Below are 14609 nucleotides of genomic sequence, written 5' to 3' on the forward strand. Positions count from 1 at the left end.
TTCATTACGTGATGCTGATTCCTTCTTGCTCTGTGACAACACCAATGACAGCTGCCTTTTCTCCCATTTCATTGAAGTACTGAACGATCTCCACTGCTATTTCTTTGTTAACAGCAGCAACCATTCCAATTCCCATATTAAAAATATTATACATTTCGTGCTGCTCAAGACCGCCAATCTCCTGCATAAGCTTAAAGACAGCCGGAAGTTCGATTGAATCTTTCTTAATTTCAGCACCTAAACCTGCCGGGAGCATCCGCGGAATGTTTTCAATAAAGCCGCCTCCGGTAATATGCGAAAGACCTTTTAGTTCAAACTTTTTCATAGCAGCTAAAAGCGGTTTTACATAAATTTTTGTTGGGCGGAGCAGTTCTTCCCCTAAAGTACAACCCAACTCTTCAACATAATCCTCGAGCTTCATATTGGCTTGTTCAAAAAACAGCTTTCTTACAAGAGAATAGCCGTTGCTGTGAATACCACTTGAAGCTAATCCTATTAATACATCGCCCGCCTGAATGTTCTGTCCTGTAATCAAGTTCGATTTTTCAGCAGCACCTACAGAAAATCCAGCAAGGTCATATTCTTCTTCACTGTACATTCCAGGCATTTCAGCTGTTTCTCCGCCAATAAGAGCACATCCTGCCTGTTCGCAGCCTTCAGCAATCCCTTTTACAATGTTTTCAATCTTCTCAGGCTCTGCCTTGCCGCATGCAATATAGTCTAAGAAATATAGCGGCTCGGCTCCCTGAACGACTATATCGTTCACACACATGGCCACAGCATCAATTCCGATTGTATCATGCTGATTCATCATAAAGGCAAGCATGAGCTTGGTTCCTACTCCATCCGTCCCAGAAACAAGCACAGGCTCTTTTAGATTCAATGAAGACAGATCAAACATACCGCCAAATCCGCCTAGCCCTCCCATTACACCTGGACGAACCGTTTTTTCCACATGCTTTTTCATGCGAGTGACTGCTTCATAGCCTGCTTCAATATTTACTCCAGCTTGCTTATAAGCATTTGCCATGCTTTTCACCTCGTCTATGATATTTCATTTCAATTTTTCGTAAAGTTTACTGTTATTTCCACTCCATGGTACTCGCTTTCCGGCGGGGCGGGTGGTGAGCCTCCTCGGCGCTGTCGCACCTGCGGGGTCTCACCTTCCCACTCGTCCCGCAGGAGTCTCGCACCATTCCGTTCCAATTAACAAGCGTATTGCTAAAATGACCACTTTAAAAAAGGTTAAACAAAATACATTCTCTTATTAAATAGTCTCTTTAAAAAAAGCGGCTAATGCGTGCCGCTTTATACCTTTTCATACGGATGTAATGTGCTTGGATAGATTTCAGTCGGGTATTGTCCTGTGAAGCAGGCTAGACATTGACCGTCTTTTCTGCCGACTGCCTTGACCATTCCTTCTACTGATAGGAAGGTAAGTGTATCTGCACCAATGATTTCTCTAATTTCTTCTACATTATGATTGCCCGCGATCAGTTCTTCCTTCGTGGATGTGTCGATTCCGTAGAAGCAAGGATTTTTAATTGGAGGAGAGCTAATGACAACATGAACCTCTGTAGCACCAGCTTCCTTCAGCATGGCAACAATTCTTCTGCTAGTTGTTCCGCGTACAATCGAGTCATCGACCATCACAACTCGTTTTCCCTCTACAACACCGCGAACTGGAGAAAGCTTCATCTTCACCCCTTGTTCCCTCAGTGATTGAGACGGCTGTATAAACGTACGGCCAACATATTTATTTTTAATTAAGCCCATTTCGTATGGAATCCCCGTAGCTTCTGCATACCCAATCGCAACAGAGATACTTGAATCAGGAACACCTGTGACAACATCCGCTTCAATTGGAACTTCAACGGCCAGCTGCTTGCCAAGGTTTTTACGCGCAGTATGAACATTGATTCCGTTAATATTGCTGTCCGGACGGGAAAAATAAACATATTCCATCATGCACATCGCGATATTTGAAGCCATTGCAAACATTTCAGAACGGAAACCGTTATCATCGATAATCAAAAGCTCTCCCGGCAAAACATCCCTTATAAATTCAGCTCCAACGATATCAAACGCACATGTTTCCGAAGCAACGACATACGCATCGCCAAGCTTCCCAAGTGAAAGGGGACGCATGCCGTTTGGATCAAGTGCCACCATCATTTCTGTCTCGGTCATGATCAGAAAAGCATAAGCGCCCTTTACCATGGATAGCGCATTTTTCACACGGTCTTTAAAAGACGAAAAACCGCCGCGCTTGATTAAATGAGCAAGCACCTCTGTATCTGAGCTTGTTTGAAAAATACTTCCCTGTGCCTCCAGCTGATGCTTCAGAGCAGTTGCATTCGTCAAATTGCCATTATGGCATAATGCTAAGCTTCCGCTTTGGGAGTGAAAGAGAAGCGGCTGAACATTTTCATATCCTCCGCCTCCTGCCGTAGCATATCTCACGTGACCAATAGCTGCTTTTCCATCAAGCTCCTCTATAGCTTCTGCGGTAAAAACTTCTGTTACAAGTCCCTCACCTTTTACTCCTTTGAGCTTTGCGCCGTCAGTAACAACGATGCCTGTACCTTCCTGTCCGCGATGCTGCAGACTGTGAAGGCCATAATAGGTAATTTGTGCTGATTCCGGGTGACCCCAAACACCAAAAATGCCACATTCCTCGTTTAGTCCCTTTATTTCAGCAAGCATGGGATTGCCCCTTTCCAAGCTTCTTTAAGAATGGCTGTTTGTTCAGACAGCAGAAGCCCGTTCTCAGAAGATAGTTGTAATTCTGGAACATCAGTTACTTCACCAATCAATACAGCATCTGTTAATGCTTCAAATGCTTCTTGATTTTCCTTTTTAACGGAAAGCAAGAAACGTGATTGAGACTCTCCAAAAAGAGCAGATACTTCATTTCCTGTGACCTTGATTTTTGCCCCAAGCTCTGCTGTGCCGAATAAGCTTTCAGCTGCTGCTACAGCAAGTCCGCCCTCTGCAACATCATGAGCAGATGCCACTAACCCAGAACGAATAGCACCCAATACTTGGCTTTGATGCTTTTCTTCTGTCTCTAAATGAAGCTCGGGTGCTTTTCCAAAGATTTTTCCGTACGTGAGCTTTTGCAATTCACTGCCGCCAAACTCATCCTTTGAATCTCCTAAAAGATAAATAAGATCTCCAGCTGCTTTGAAATGCTGTGTGGTTGTATGTTTAATGTCCTGCACGAGTCCAACCATCCCAATGACTGGAGTTGGATAGATCGCAGTCCCATTTGTTTCGTTGTATAATGAAACATTTCCGCCAATGACCGGTGTATTTAAGGTGCGGCATGCTTCACTTATCCCGTCGGCTGCCTTTTCGATCTGCCAGAAAATCTCTGGTTTTTCGGGATTTCCAAAGTTAAGGTTATCGGTAATTGCCAGCGGTTCTCCGCCTGAGCAAACGATATTTCGTGCTGCTTCGGCAACAGCAATTTTCCCGCCTGTTTCCGGATCAAGATACATATATCTCGAATTGCAGTCTGTTGTCATCGCTAAGCCTTTTTCTGTGCCGCGAATACGGACAACCGCTGCGTCTGAACCAGGCGCAACAACAGTGCTTGTGCGCACCATATAGTCGTATTGATCGTAAACCCATTCTTTGCTTGCAATTGTCGGCTGCTTCAATAGATTGATTAATGTCTCACGATAGTCTTCCACTGAAGGAATTTGATTCTCCATCGCTTGAAATTCACGGAAATATTCCGGCTCTTTAGAAGGCTTATGATAAACAGGAGCCTCTTCTGCTAAGGCATCTGCTGGCACATCCGCCACAACTTCACCGTTATGAAGCAAACGAAGCATTTTATCATCTGTTACCGTTCCAATAGCTACAGCTTCAAGCTCATATTTTGAAAATAGATCAACAATTTCCTGCTCTCTTCCCTTTTTTACTACGATGAGCATGCGCTCCTGTGATTCAGATAGCATCATTTCATAAGCAGTCATGCCTCTTTCACGCTGCGGCACAAGATCAAGGTTCATTTCAATCCCTGAACCAGCCTTGCTCGCCATTTCTGCTGATGAGCTTGTTAATCCTGCCGCTCCCATGTCCTGAATGCCGACTAATGCATCTGATTGAACCAGCTCTAAACAAGCTTCCAGAAGAAGCTTTTCCATGAATGGATCGCCAACCTGTACAGCAGGTCGTTTTTCTTCTGATTGCTCAGTTAATTCCTCTGAAGCAAAAGTTGCACCATGAATGCCGTCACGTCCTGTCTTCGCTCCAACATACATAACTGTGTTGCCCACTCCATGCGCCTGCCCTTTTTTAATATCCTTATGATCAATGAGACCAACACACATCGCATTAACAAGCGGATTTCCTTCATAAGAGGATTCGAACTGAATTTCGCCTCCAACAGTCGGAATGCCAATACAGTTGCCATATCCGGCAATTCCAGCAACCACTTCTTTAAACAAATACTTCACTCGAGCTGTTTCAAGCTCTCCAAATCGAAGAGAGTTTAATAGAGCAATCGGTCTGGCACCCATTGAGAAAACATCACGGATAATTCCGCCTACACCAGTTGCGGCACCTTGATATGGTTCAATGGCAGAAGGGTGGTTATGGCTTTCGATTTTAAATACAACCGCCTGCTCATCTCCAATGTCTACAATCCCTGCACCTTCACCTGGTCCCTGCAGTACCCTCTCACCGCTTGTAGGGAATTTTTTTAACACTGGTTTACTATTTTTATAGCTGCAATGCTCTGACCACATAACAGAGAAGAGGCCGATTTCGGTGTAATTTGGCAGACGTCCGAGAATCTTTTCAACCATCGCAAATTCTTCATCCGTCAATCCCATTTCTGCATATACCTTTTGCTGTTTTAATTCTTCCGGACTAGGTTCAAGCATTAACGACATGTGCTTCCCTCCAATTTTTTACGATCGATTGAAAAAGTTTCAGACCATCTGCTCCGCCCAAAAGTTCATCTACTGCTCTTTCTGGGTGGGGCATCATTCCAAGAACATTGCCCTTCTTATTCACAATGCCAGCAATGTCTTCCAGGCTGCCATTGGGATTTGTTCCGCTGTATGTGAACACAATTTGCTTGTTTTCTTTTAGCTGAGCTAATGTTTGCTCGTCACAATAATAGTTTCCTTCACCATGCGCAATTGGAATCATGATTTCTTCTTGCTCTTGATAAGAAGATGTAAACATCGTTTCACGATTTTCAACCTTTAGCTGGACTGGGCGGCAAATGAACTTTAGTGTTTCATTCCGTCTCATTGCTCCCGGCAGCAGGCCAGCCTCTAATAATACTTGGAATCCGTTGCAAACGCCTAAGATTGGCTTTCCTGCTTCTGCTGCCTTCACAACCTCTTTCATTACATTGCTGAAGCGTGCAATTGCTCCAGACCGCAGGTAGTCACCATAGGAGAACCCGCCCGGCAGCAAAATACCATCAAACTCATCAAGACTTTCCGTATCATGCCACACATACTCTGCTTCTGCACCAAGCTCATCCTTTATGGCATGAAACATGTCGATATCGCAGTTTGACCCTGGGAAAACAATAACGGCAAACTTCACTGTGCAACAGCCTCCTCAATTTCAAAGCGATAGTCTTCAATCACAACATTAGCAAGCAATCTCTCACACATTTCCTTAACGACTTCTTCAATATTCCGCTCCGTTTTTTCCACAGTCAGCTCCATATACTTCCCAATGCGGACATCTGATACTTCGTTATAATTTAGTGAATGCAGAGAATTCTTTACAACTGAGCCTTGAGGATCTAATACACTCTCTCTTAATGTGATGAAGACTTTTACTTTGTACATGCTGTTTGGCCTCCCAATCTGGCTAAAATAGTTTCATATGCTTCTGTTAAATCTCCTAAATCTCTTCTAAAGACATCTTTATCAAGCTTTTCCTTTGTCTTTTCATCCCAAAGCCTGCAAGTATCTGGAGATATTTCATCTGCAAGGATAATATCTCCGTTTGCATCTTTCCCAAACTCAAGCTTAAAATCAATAAGCACAATGCCTAACTCTTTGAAAAATTGAGATAATACTTTGTTTACCTGCAGTGCTTTTACCTTTAATTCCTCAATTTCTTCAACACTGGCCAATGCTAAAATTTCAATATGATCCTCAGTTAAAATCGGATCTCCCAGATCGTCATCCTTATAATAAAATTCAACAATTGGCCGAGAAAGCAGAAGTCCTTCTTCCATTCCTAATCGCTTGGAGAAGCTTCCTGCGGAGTAATTGCGAACGACTGTTTCAAGAGGGATAATGTCTACTCTTTTCACAAGCTGCTCTGTTGGAGAAATGCGCTTCACAAAATGTGAACCTATGCCAAGCTCTTGAAGCTTTAAAAATAGTAAACTGGTAATTTCATTGTTTAGTCTTCCTTTGCCGGCAATGCTTGCTTTTTTCTCCCCGTTGTAGGCAGTAGCAGAATCTTTATATTCAATCCAGACGATTTCTTTTTCTTCAGTGCTATATATTTTCTTCGCCTTGCCCTCGTATAACAGTGTTCCTTTTTCCATAACAGGAGAGCCCCCTTTAACGAAATAGTAGGAATAATCCAGGTAGTCAGATCCAAATGAATTTTCAGACCTATCATTCAAAAGCTTGCCTATCTAAGATGCGTTCAGTTATATGATCGCACCTTAGACGGCATCGTCTTTACAGACCTAAACGGTCGAATATTGTATCTACATGTTTGATATGGTAGTTATAGTCAAAACAATCTTCAATTTCCTCTGGAGAAAGTTTCGCTATAATAGTCTCATCCGCTTCAATAAGACTGCGGAAAGGCACTTGCTTCTCCCATGCTTCCATTGCACGCGGCTGCACAGTATCATATGCTTCTTCACGCGGCAGGCCTTTATCAATCAATGCTAACAGAACACGCTGTGAATAAATTAATCCAAGAGTTCGATCCATATTGCGTTTCATGTTTTCAGGGAATACCGTTAAGTTTTTCACGATATTGCCAAAACGGTTTAACATATAGTTTAATGCGATGGTGGCATCAGGAAGAATGATTCTTTCAGCAGAAGAGTGAGAAATATCCCTTTCATGCCAAAGTGAAACATTCTCATAAGCTGTCATCATATAACCGCGAATCACTCTTGCTAAGCCTGTCATATTTTCTGAACCTATTGGGTTGCGCTTATGAGGCATCGCAGAGGAGCCTTTTTGCCCTTTTGCGAAAAACTCTTCTACTTCGCGCGTTTCGCTTTTTTGCAGACCGCGTACTTCTGTTGCAAATTTTTCAATGGAAGTTGCAATCAAAGCAATGCTGCTCATATAATGAGCGTGGCGGTCACGCTGTAAAGTTTGTGTAGAGATTGGTGCTGGCTGAATTCCAAGCTTTTCACATACATAGCTTTCAACAAACGGATTGATATTGGCATATGTTCCAACAGCGCCAGAAATTTTCCCGAACTCCACGCCAGCTGCCGCTTCTTTGAAACGATCTAGATTTCTTTTCATTTCTTCGTGCCATAGGGCAAGCTTTAAGCCAAATGTAGTCGGCTCTGCATGCACGCCATGTGTACGGCCCATCATAACTGTGTATTTATGCTCTTGTGCTTTATTTTTCAAAATCTCCACAAAGCGTTCTAAATCTTTTAATAAAATATCATTAGCCTGTTTAATTAAGTATGAAAGTGCGGTATCTACTACATCTGTTGATGTTAAGCCGTAATGTACCCATTTTCTTTCATCGCCCAATGTTTCAGAAACCGCACGTGTAAATGCAACAACATCATGTCTTGTTTCTTCTTCAATTTCTTTAATGCGATCGATATTAAAGGAAGCATTTTCGCGAATCTTTTGAACATCCGCCTTTGGGATGTCACCAAGCTCTGCCCATGCTTCACATGCTAAAATTTCAACTTCCAGCCATGCCTGGAAGCGGTTTTCTTCCGTCCAAATGGCTCCCATTTCTGGGCGAGTATAACGTTCAATCATCTTTTTATCCTCCGATTCTTTCCTTACTGCAAGACCAGATGCCAGTATGCTCCGCCTCAGCAAGCGCTTCTTCGACATGGTCTCTTAATAATGTAATATGTCCCATTTTTCTTTTAAACTTAGCTTCCTTCTTGCCGTACAGATGCACTTTCCAGTTATAAAGAGCGGGGATTCTTGCAAGCAATGGCTCCTGATGCTCACCTAGGATGTTCACCATGACAGCTGGCTTTAATAAGCTCATGCTTCCCAGGGGCAAATTACAAACAGCCCGAATATGCTGCTCAAACTGTGACGTTTCACATGCTTCAATCGAATAATGACCGGAATTATGCGGTCTAGGTGCCAACTCATTAATAAATATTTCGTCCTCATCCGTTAAGAACATTTCAACAGCAAGCGTACCAGTCAGATTCAGCTTCTCAGCCAGATGTTCTGCAGCCATAATCGCCTTTTCCGCTGCTTTGCCTGAAATCCTTGCTGGCACAATTGTCTGATGCAGAATATTGTCTTTATGGACATTTTCAGCAACCGGAAGAACTGCCTTTTCTCCTGATGGACTTCTAAAAATGATCACGCTGATTTCTTTATGAAAAGAAATGAATTGCTCCAGCACACACGGACCGTTTTGAAGAAGTTTTGCTGCTTCAGCAATATCGCTTTCATCTTTTAGAACATATTGCCCTTTACCATCATATCCTCCTCTGGCATTCTTTAAAACGGCTGGAAGACCAAGCTTTTCTATATTATCATAAATGTCGTTTTCTGTTTGTATCACTGCGTATGGAGCTACAGCAGAGCCTGAAGCTGATATTGCTGCTTTTTCCGTAATACGATTTTGGGTAATTTCCAGCAGCTCTTTCCCTTGTGGAACATAGGCATGGCTGCAGAGCCAATCAAGTGCTTCTGCACTGATATTTTCAAATTCATATGTGATTACATCACTTACAGCTTCCAGCTCTTTGATGCCCTCAAAACTATCATAAGCGTCGACGATCGTAATATCTGCCACCTGTCCGCATGGCGAATCTTCAGCAGGGTCTAGAACAGCTACTCTATATCCCATAGCCTTTGCCGAGAGGGCCATCATTTTCCCCAGCTGTCCGCCGCCAATAATACCAATTGTTTGTCCTGGTAAAATTACTTTGTTAGACAAGCTCATCACTGCTCTCCAATACTTCTTTCTTTATTCTTTCCCGCCTTTGTTCTAATCTTTGAGCTATATTTTCATCAAACGCTCCAAGCATTTGAGCTGCCAGTAAACCTGCGTTTACAGCACCTGCCTTCCCAATTGCAACTGTTGCAACCGGAACACCGCCTGGCATCTGTACAATGGATAGTAAAGAATCTAACCCATTTAAAGCCTTTGACTGAACAGGAACCCCAATGACAGGCAAAGTCGTTTTTGCTGCTACCATGCCAGGCAAATGTGCTGCACCGCCCGCTCCGGCAATGATGACCTTTATATCGTTATTCCGGGCTTTTTCGGCATATTCAAACATTAAATCTGGAGTGCGATGTGCGGAAACAACCTTCTTTTCATAAGCAATTTCCAATTCTTCTAAAACGTCGCAAGCATGCTGCATTGTTTCCCAATCTGATTTACTGCCCATAATGACTGCTACTCTTGTTCCCATGTCTCTCCTCCAGCAGTGTGACTTTCTATTTTTTTGATTCTATTAAACTCCAAACATCTCTTACATACTAAACACTCATGTTGCATAAAAAAAGCCCAGGCAGATGCCTTCTCATGAGAGAAAGTTATCTGCCCAGGCTAAAATATATGAGGTGCCAATAATTCCATCGACAATTCAAATGTGGAAGCACCAAACGCCGGTCATATTAACTCTCCCTCATAGTCCAGTAATTTACGGTTACCGGGTAGAAACTTCTGGGCCATATTCCCAACATTATACGAGGGTTAAATATTCGTTTATCGTCATTAACTGATTACATTCGTTTTCTTCTGTTTCTGTCACATTTATCTTAACAACTTGTGAAAGAGTATGTCAACGGAAATCTCGAACAATATAAAAAGTCAGACAATTAATGTTCGTGTTTTACTAGTTCATTTGAATTCCTTCAAAGATAATTTGCCGTCCAGCAGGTTCATATGTTACGGTTCCCCCATCTTTTACTTCTTTAAATATTGGTTTTTCCGTTCTTTTAACTGCCATATAGCCTTCTTTTTTCATTCTTTCAAGGCACTCATCAATACTTTCGTTTTCCAGCACCTCAAATTTCTGTTTTCCTTTACTCATGAAAATAGTTTTCCTTTCTTAACCGACTTCACCCAGAAGCCGCCATGTATCGTTTTTGGTTCATAAGCAATAATAAATGCTTTTGGGTCAAGCTCTTTAATTGTCTGATACAGCTTTAATTCATATTTTCTAGGTGTTAAAATCTGCAGCGCCATCCGGTCTCCTTCTAACCCATTTGCAGCCCAGCTTGTGACACCATAGCCTTTTTCACGCAGATCTTTAGGTAAATCACGATCATATTCCTTTGTGATCACATTTACTGTGATATAGCCAAGCGCTAACTTCTCTTCAATTTTCATGCCGACAATGACACCGATCCCGTATCCAACTGCATAAGCGATCAAGTTTTGTATTTCATCTACATTGTCTAAAACCAAGTCCAAACCGATTACATAAATAATAATTTCGATCATACTTATTAAAGCAGCTAAATAACGCTGACCTTTTAACGTTAATATCATACGGATTGTAAAAAAGGAAACATACACAATGTTAATCACTAAAATGATGGCAACCATCATAAGACTATTTTCGAGCAAATGAAGCCCTCCTTGTATTTCTTATTCACTTAACCTTATTAATATTTTCTGCATTTTATAAGATTCACCGTCTAGTATGCAGGTAAATCCTTTAGCAGAATAGCGCTTTTATCAATGAGGTCTTTCGTTAAGTCCCTATTTTACAGGAGAATAACTGTTTTGCGAAGACTATTTATGTATTCTTTATTATGTTAACCTATTTTTAACGATTCAAACTCGGTGGCTTGCTTTGGATAAATCATTAACATCAATATTTTCCCTTATGGTTTGGTAAAAAGATCAGTTGAGCAAGCTTACATTTTTAAAACTAGACCATACGGTCGTTTAGGTCCATTACTCCAGCTTCAAGTATAAGATTTTGAATGACTAGTCCTCCAACAGCATCGTCTTCAATTTAGAATTCCAACGACAAAAAAAGCACATCCATAAAGATGTACTTTTTTCATATTGCCCGGCAACGTCCTACTCTCACAAGGGGACAGCCCCTAACTACCATTGGCGCTGAGAAGCTTAACTTCCGTGTTCGGGATGGGAACGGGTGTGACCTTCTCGCTATCGCCACCGGACTATTTAATTGAAGAAAAGTTATTCCTTCAAAACTAGATAATGTTAGAAGAAGAAAACAGTAATGCCATTGTGTGGTTAAGTCCTCGAACGATTAGTATCAGTCAGCTGCACGTGTCGCCACGCTTCCACCTCTGACCTATCAACCTGATCATCTTTCAGGGTTCTTACTAGCTTGACGCTATGGGAAATCTCATCTCGAGGGGGGCTTCATGCTTAGATGCTTTCAGCACTTATCCCTTCCGCACATAGCTACCCAGCGATGCCCTTGGCAGAACAACTGGTACACCAGCGGTGCGTCCATCCCGGTCCTCTCGTACTAAGGACAGCTCCTCTCAAATTTCCTGCGCCCACGACGGATAGGGACCGAACTGTCTCACGACGTTCTGAACCCAGCTCGCGTACCGCTTTAATGGGCGAACAGCCCAACCCTTGGGACCGACTACAGCCCCAGGATGCGATGAGCCGACATCGAGGTGCCAAACCTCCCCGTCGATGTGGACTCTTGGGGGAGATAAGCCTGTTATCCCCGGGGTAGCTTTTATCCGTTGAGCGATGGCCCTTCCATGCGGAACCACCGGATCACTAAGCCCGACTTTCGTCCCTGCTCGACTTGTAGGTCTCGCAGTCAAGCTCCCTTGTGCCTTTACACTCTACGAATGATTTCCAACCATTCTGAGGGAACCTTTGGGCGCCTCCGTTACTTTTTAGGAGGCGACCGCCCCAGTCAAACTGCCCACCTGACACTGTCTCCCGCCCCGATCAGGGGCGCGGGTTAGAATTTCAATACAGCCAGGGTAGTATCCCACCGACGCCTCCACCGAAGCTTGTGCTCCGGTTTCTCAGGCTCCTACCTATCCTGTACAAGCTGTACCAAAATTCAATATCAGGCTACAGTAAAGCTCCACGGGGTCTTTCCGTCCTGTCGCGGGTAACCTGCATCTTCACAGGTACTATAATTTCACCGAGTCTCTCGTTGAGACAGTGCCCAGATCGTTACGCCTTTCGTGCGGGTCGGAACTTACCCGACAAGGAATTTCGCTACCTTAGGACCGTTATAGTTACGGCCGCCGTTTACTGGGGCTTCGATTCAGAGCTTCGCTTGCGCTAACCCCTCCTCTTAACCTTCCAGCACCGGGCAGGCGTCAGCCCCTATACTTCGCCTTGCGGCTTCGCAGAGACCTGTGTTTTTGCTAAACAGTCGCCTGGGCCTATTCACTGCGGCTCATCAAGGCTTTAACACCCTAATGAGCACCCCTTCTCCCGAAGTTACGGGGTCATTTTGCCGAGTTCCTTAACGAGAGTTCTCTCGCTCACCTTAGGATTCTCTCCTCGCCTACCTGTGTCGGTTTGCGGTACGGGCACCTAATCCTCGCTAGAGGCTTTTCTTGGCAGTGTGGAATCAAGAACTTCGGTACTATATTTCCCTCGCCGTCACAGCTCAGCCGTATGCAAGCGGGATTTGCCTCACTTGCAGCCTAACTGCTTGGACGCGCTAATCCAACAGCGCGCTTACCCTATCCTCCTGCGTCCCCCCATCACTCAAACGGATTTTGGTGGTACAGGAATATCAACCTGTTGTCCATCGCCTACGCTTTTCAGCCTCGGCTTAGGTCCCGACTAACCCTGAGCGGACGAGCCTTCCTCAGGAAACCTTAGGCATTCGGTGGATGGGATTCTCACCCATCTTTCGCTACTCATACCGGCATTCTCACTTCTAAGCGCTCCACCAGTCCTTACGGTCTAGCTTCAACGCCCTTAGAACGCTCTCCTACCACGGACACCTAATGGTGTCCATCCACAGCTTCGGTGATACGTTTAGCCCCGGTACATTTTCGGCGCGGAGTCACTCGACCAGTGAGCTATTACGCACTCTTTAAATGGTGGCTGCTTCTAAGCCAACATCCTGGTTGTCTAAGCAACTCCACATCCTTTTCCACTTAACGTATACTTTGGGACCTTAGCTGGTGGTCTGGGCTGTTTCCCTCTTGACTACGGATCTTATCACTCGCAGTCTGACTCCCATGGATAAGTCTTTGGCATTCGGAGTTTGTCTGAATTCGGTAACCCGATGAGGGCCCCTAGTCCAAACAGTGCTCTACCTCCAAGACTCTTACTACATGAGGCTAGCCCTAAAGCTATTTCGGAGAGAACCAGCTATCTCCAAGTTCGATTGGAATTTCTCCGCTACCCACACCTCATCCCCGCACTTTTCAACGTGCGTGGGTTCGGTCCTCCATTCAGTGTTACCTGAACTTCAACCTGGACATGGGTAGATCACCTGGTTTCGGGTCTACGACCACATACTCATTCGCCCTATTCAGACTCGCTTTCGCTGCGGCTCCGTCTTATCAACTTAACCTTGCATGTAATCGTAACTCGCCGGTTCATTCTACAAAAGGCACGCCATCACCCGTAAATGGGCTCTGACTACTTGTAGGCACACGGTTTCAGGAACTATTTCACTCCCCTTCCGGGGTGCTTTTCACCTTTCCCTCACGGTACTGGTTCACTATCGGTCACTAGGGAGTATTTAGCCTTGGGAGATGGTCCTCCCTGCTTCCGACGGGATTTCTCGTGTCCCGCCGTACTCAGGATCCACTCTGGAGGGAACGAAGTTTCAACTACAGGGCTTTTACCTTCTCTGGCCGGCCTTTCCAGACCTGTTCACTTACCTCGTTCCTTTGTAACTCCGTGTAGAGTGTCCTACAACCCCAAGAGGCAAGCCTCTTGGTTTGGGCTAATCCCGTTTCGCTCGCCGCTACTCAGGGAATCGCGTTTGCTTTCTCTTCCTCCGGGTACTTAGATGTTTCAGTTCCCCGGGTCTGCCTTCAATACCCTATGTATTCAGGTAAAGATATCATCCCATTACGGATGATGGGTTCCCCCATTCGGAAATCTCCGGATCAAAGCTTACTTACAGCTCCCCGAAGCATATCGGTGTTAGTACCGTCCTTCATCGGCTCCTAGTGCCAAGGCATTCACCGTGCGCCCTTTCTAACTTAACCAATGTTCGGAAATCGATAAGCGGCGTATCTCTGCGTCAGCTCTCTCACTGTGCTCCTCACGTACCAACTTCGTACGTTCCGGTGCTCGTTCGGTCGCTTCCTTGATCTACTTGCTTCTCGCTTCCCTCACGGTTTGGTAAAAAGATGAGTTGGTAACACATACTTTTTACGCTCGTGGTTATTACTCTTACTTAAAATAAATAAGAGAGAAAAAACTAAGATGGCGATTACTTGGTAATCTTCTTCTATTGCATTATCTAGTTTTCA

11 protein-coding genes, 2 rRNA genes and 1 riboswitch are annotated in these 14609 nt (G+C 44.2%); all 13 genes read right to left on the minus strand.

Going from position 1 to position 14609, the window contains the following annotated elements:
- Nucleotides 1-4 precede the first annotated feature (4 nt).
- A complete protein-coding gene (gene purM, locus A6754_RS20610) occupies nucleotides 5-1030 on the minus strand; it encodes a phosphoribosylformylglycinamidine cyclo-ligase (protein WP_066450363.1) in 1026 nt (341 codons plus the stop codon).
- A 278-nt stretch (nucleotides 1031-1308) separates the two neighbouring features.
- Nucleotides 1309-2706, minus strand: coding sequence for an amidophosphoribosyltransferase (purF, locus tag A6754_RS20615; RefSeq protein ID WP_066450365.1), 1398 nt, complete (start codon nucleotides 2704-2706; stop codon nucleotides 1309-1311).
- The gene (gene purL / locus A6754_RS20620; RefSeq protein WP_066450371.1) at nucleotides 2691-4907 is read right to left on the minus strand and encodes a phosphoribosylformylglycinamidine synthase subunit PurL; all 2217 of its coding nucleotides are present in this window, start codon (nucleotides 4905-4907) and stop codon (nucleotides 2691-2693) included. Before purL ends, purF begins: the two co-directional genes overlap by 16 nt.
- Nucleotides 4891-5577, minus strand: a complete 687-nt coding sequence (gene purQ / locus A6754_RS20625; RefSeq protein ID WP_066450375.1) for a phosphoribosylformylglycinamidine synthase subunit PurQ — start codon at nucleotides 5575-5577, stop codon at nucleotides 4891-4893. Before purQ ends, purL begins: the two co-directional genes overlap by 17 nt.
- Nucleotides 5574-5828 (minus strand): phosphoribosylformylglycinamidine synthase subunit PurS, encoded by a 255-nt coding sequence (gene purS / locus A6754_RS20630; RefSeq protein ID WP_066450378.1) that lies wholly within the window; start codon nucleotides 5826-5828, stop codon nucleotides 5574-5576. Before purS ends, purQ begins: the two co-directional genes overlap by 4 nt.
- The gene (gene purC / locus A6754_RS20635) at nucleotides 5816-6541 is read right to left on the minus strand and encodes a phosphoribosylaminoimidazolesuccinocarboxamide synthase (protein ID WP_066450381.1); all 726 of its coding nucleotides are present in this window, start codon (nucleotides 6539-6541) and stop codon (nucleotides 5816-5818) included. Before purC ends, purS begins: the two co-directional genes overlap by 13 nt.
- Before the next feature lie 139 nt (nucleotides 6542-6680).
- Entirely contained in the window at nucleotides 6681-7973 is a 1293-nt protein-coding gene (gene purB, locus A6754_RS20640; RefSeq protein ID WP_066450383.1) for an adenylosuccinate lyase, read from the minus strand.
- Between the two features lie 4 nt (nucleotides 7974-7977).
- Nucleotides 7978-9132, minus strand: a complete 1155-nt coding sequence (gene purK / locus A6754_RS20645; protein WP_180320252.1) for a 5-(carboxyamino)imidazole ribonucleotide synthase — start codon at nucleotides 9130-9132, stop codon at nucleotides 7978-7980.
- Nucleotides 9119-9607 carry a 5-(carboxyamino)imidazole ribonucleotide mutase gene (gene purE, locus A6754_RS20650; RefSeq protein WP_066450384.1) on the minus strand — a complete coding sequence of 163 codons (489 nt, stop codon included), beginning with the start codon at nucleotides 9605-9607 and terminating at the stop codon, nucleotides 9119-9121. The genes purK and purE overlap by 14 nt, the downstream gene beginning before the upstream one ends.
- A gap of 199 nt (nucleotides 9608-9806) precedes the next feature.
- Nucleotides 9807-9908: riboswitch (purine riboswitch) on the minus strand.
- Between the two features lie 125 nt (nucleotides 9909-10033).
- The gene (locus tag A6754_RS20655; RefSeq protein ID WP_066450385.1) at nucleotides 10034-10231 is read right to left on the minus strand and encodes an NETI motif-containing protein; all 198 of its coding nucleotides are present in this window, start codon (nucleotides 10229-10231) and stop codon (nucleotides 10034-10036) included.
- Nucleotides 10228-10752 (minus strand): DUF2179 domain-containing protein, encoded by a 525-nt coding sequence (locus A6754_RS20660; protein WP_180320300.1) that lies wholly within the window; start codon nucleotides 10750-10752, stop codon nucleotides 10228-10230. The genes A6754_RS20655 and A6754_RS20660 overlap by 4 nt, the downstream gene beginning before the upstream one ends.
- 467 nt (nucleotides 10753-11219) lie before the next feature.
- Nucleotides 11220-11336 (minus strand): 5S ribosomal RNA (rrf, locus tag A6754_RS20665).
- A 72-nt stretch (nucleotides 11337-11408) separates the two neighbouring features.
- Nucleotides 11409-14342: ribosomal RNA gene (locus A6754_RS20670) — 23S ribosomal RNA — on the minus strand.
- Between the last annotated feature and the right edge of the window lie 267 nt (nucleotides 14343-14609).

The organism is Cytobacillus gottheilii (assembly GCF_001636345.1).
In the GTDB taxonomy this organism is placed as follows: domain Bacteria; phylum Bacillota; class Bacilli; order Bacillales; family Cytobacillaceae; genus Cytobacillus; species Cytobacillus gottheilii.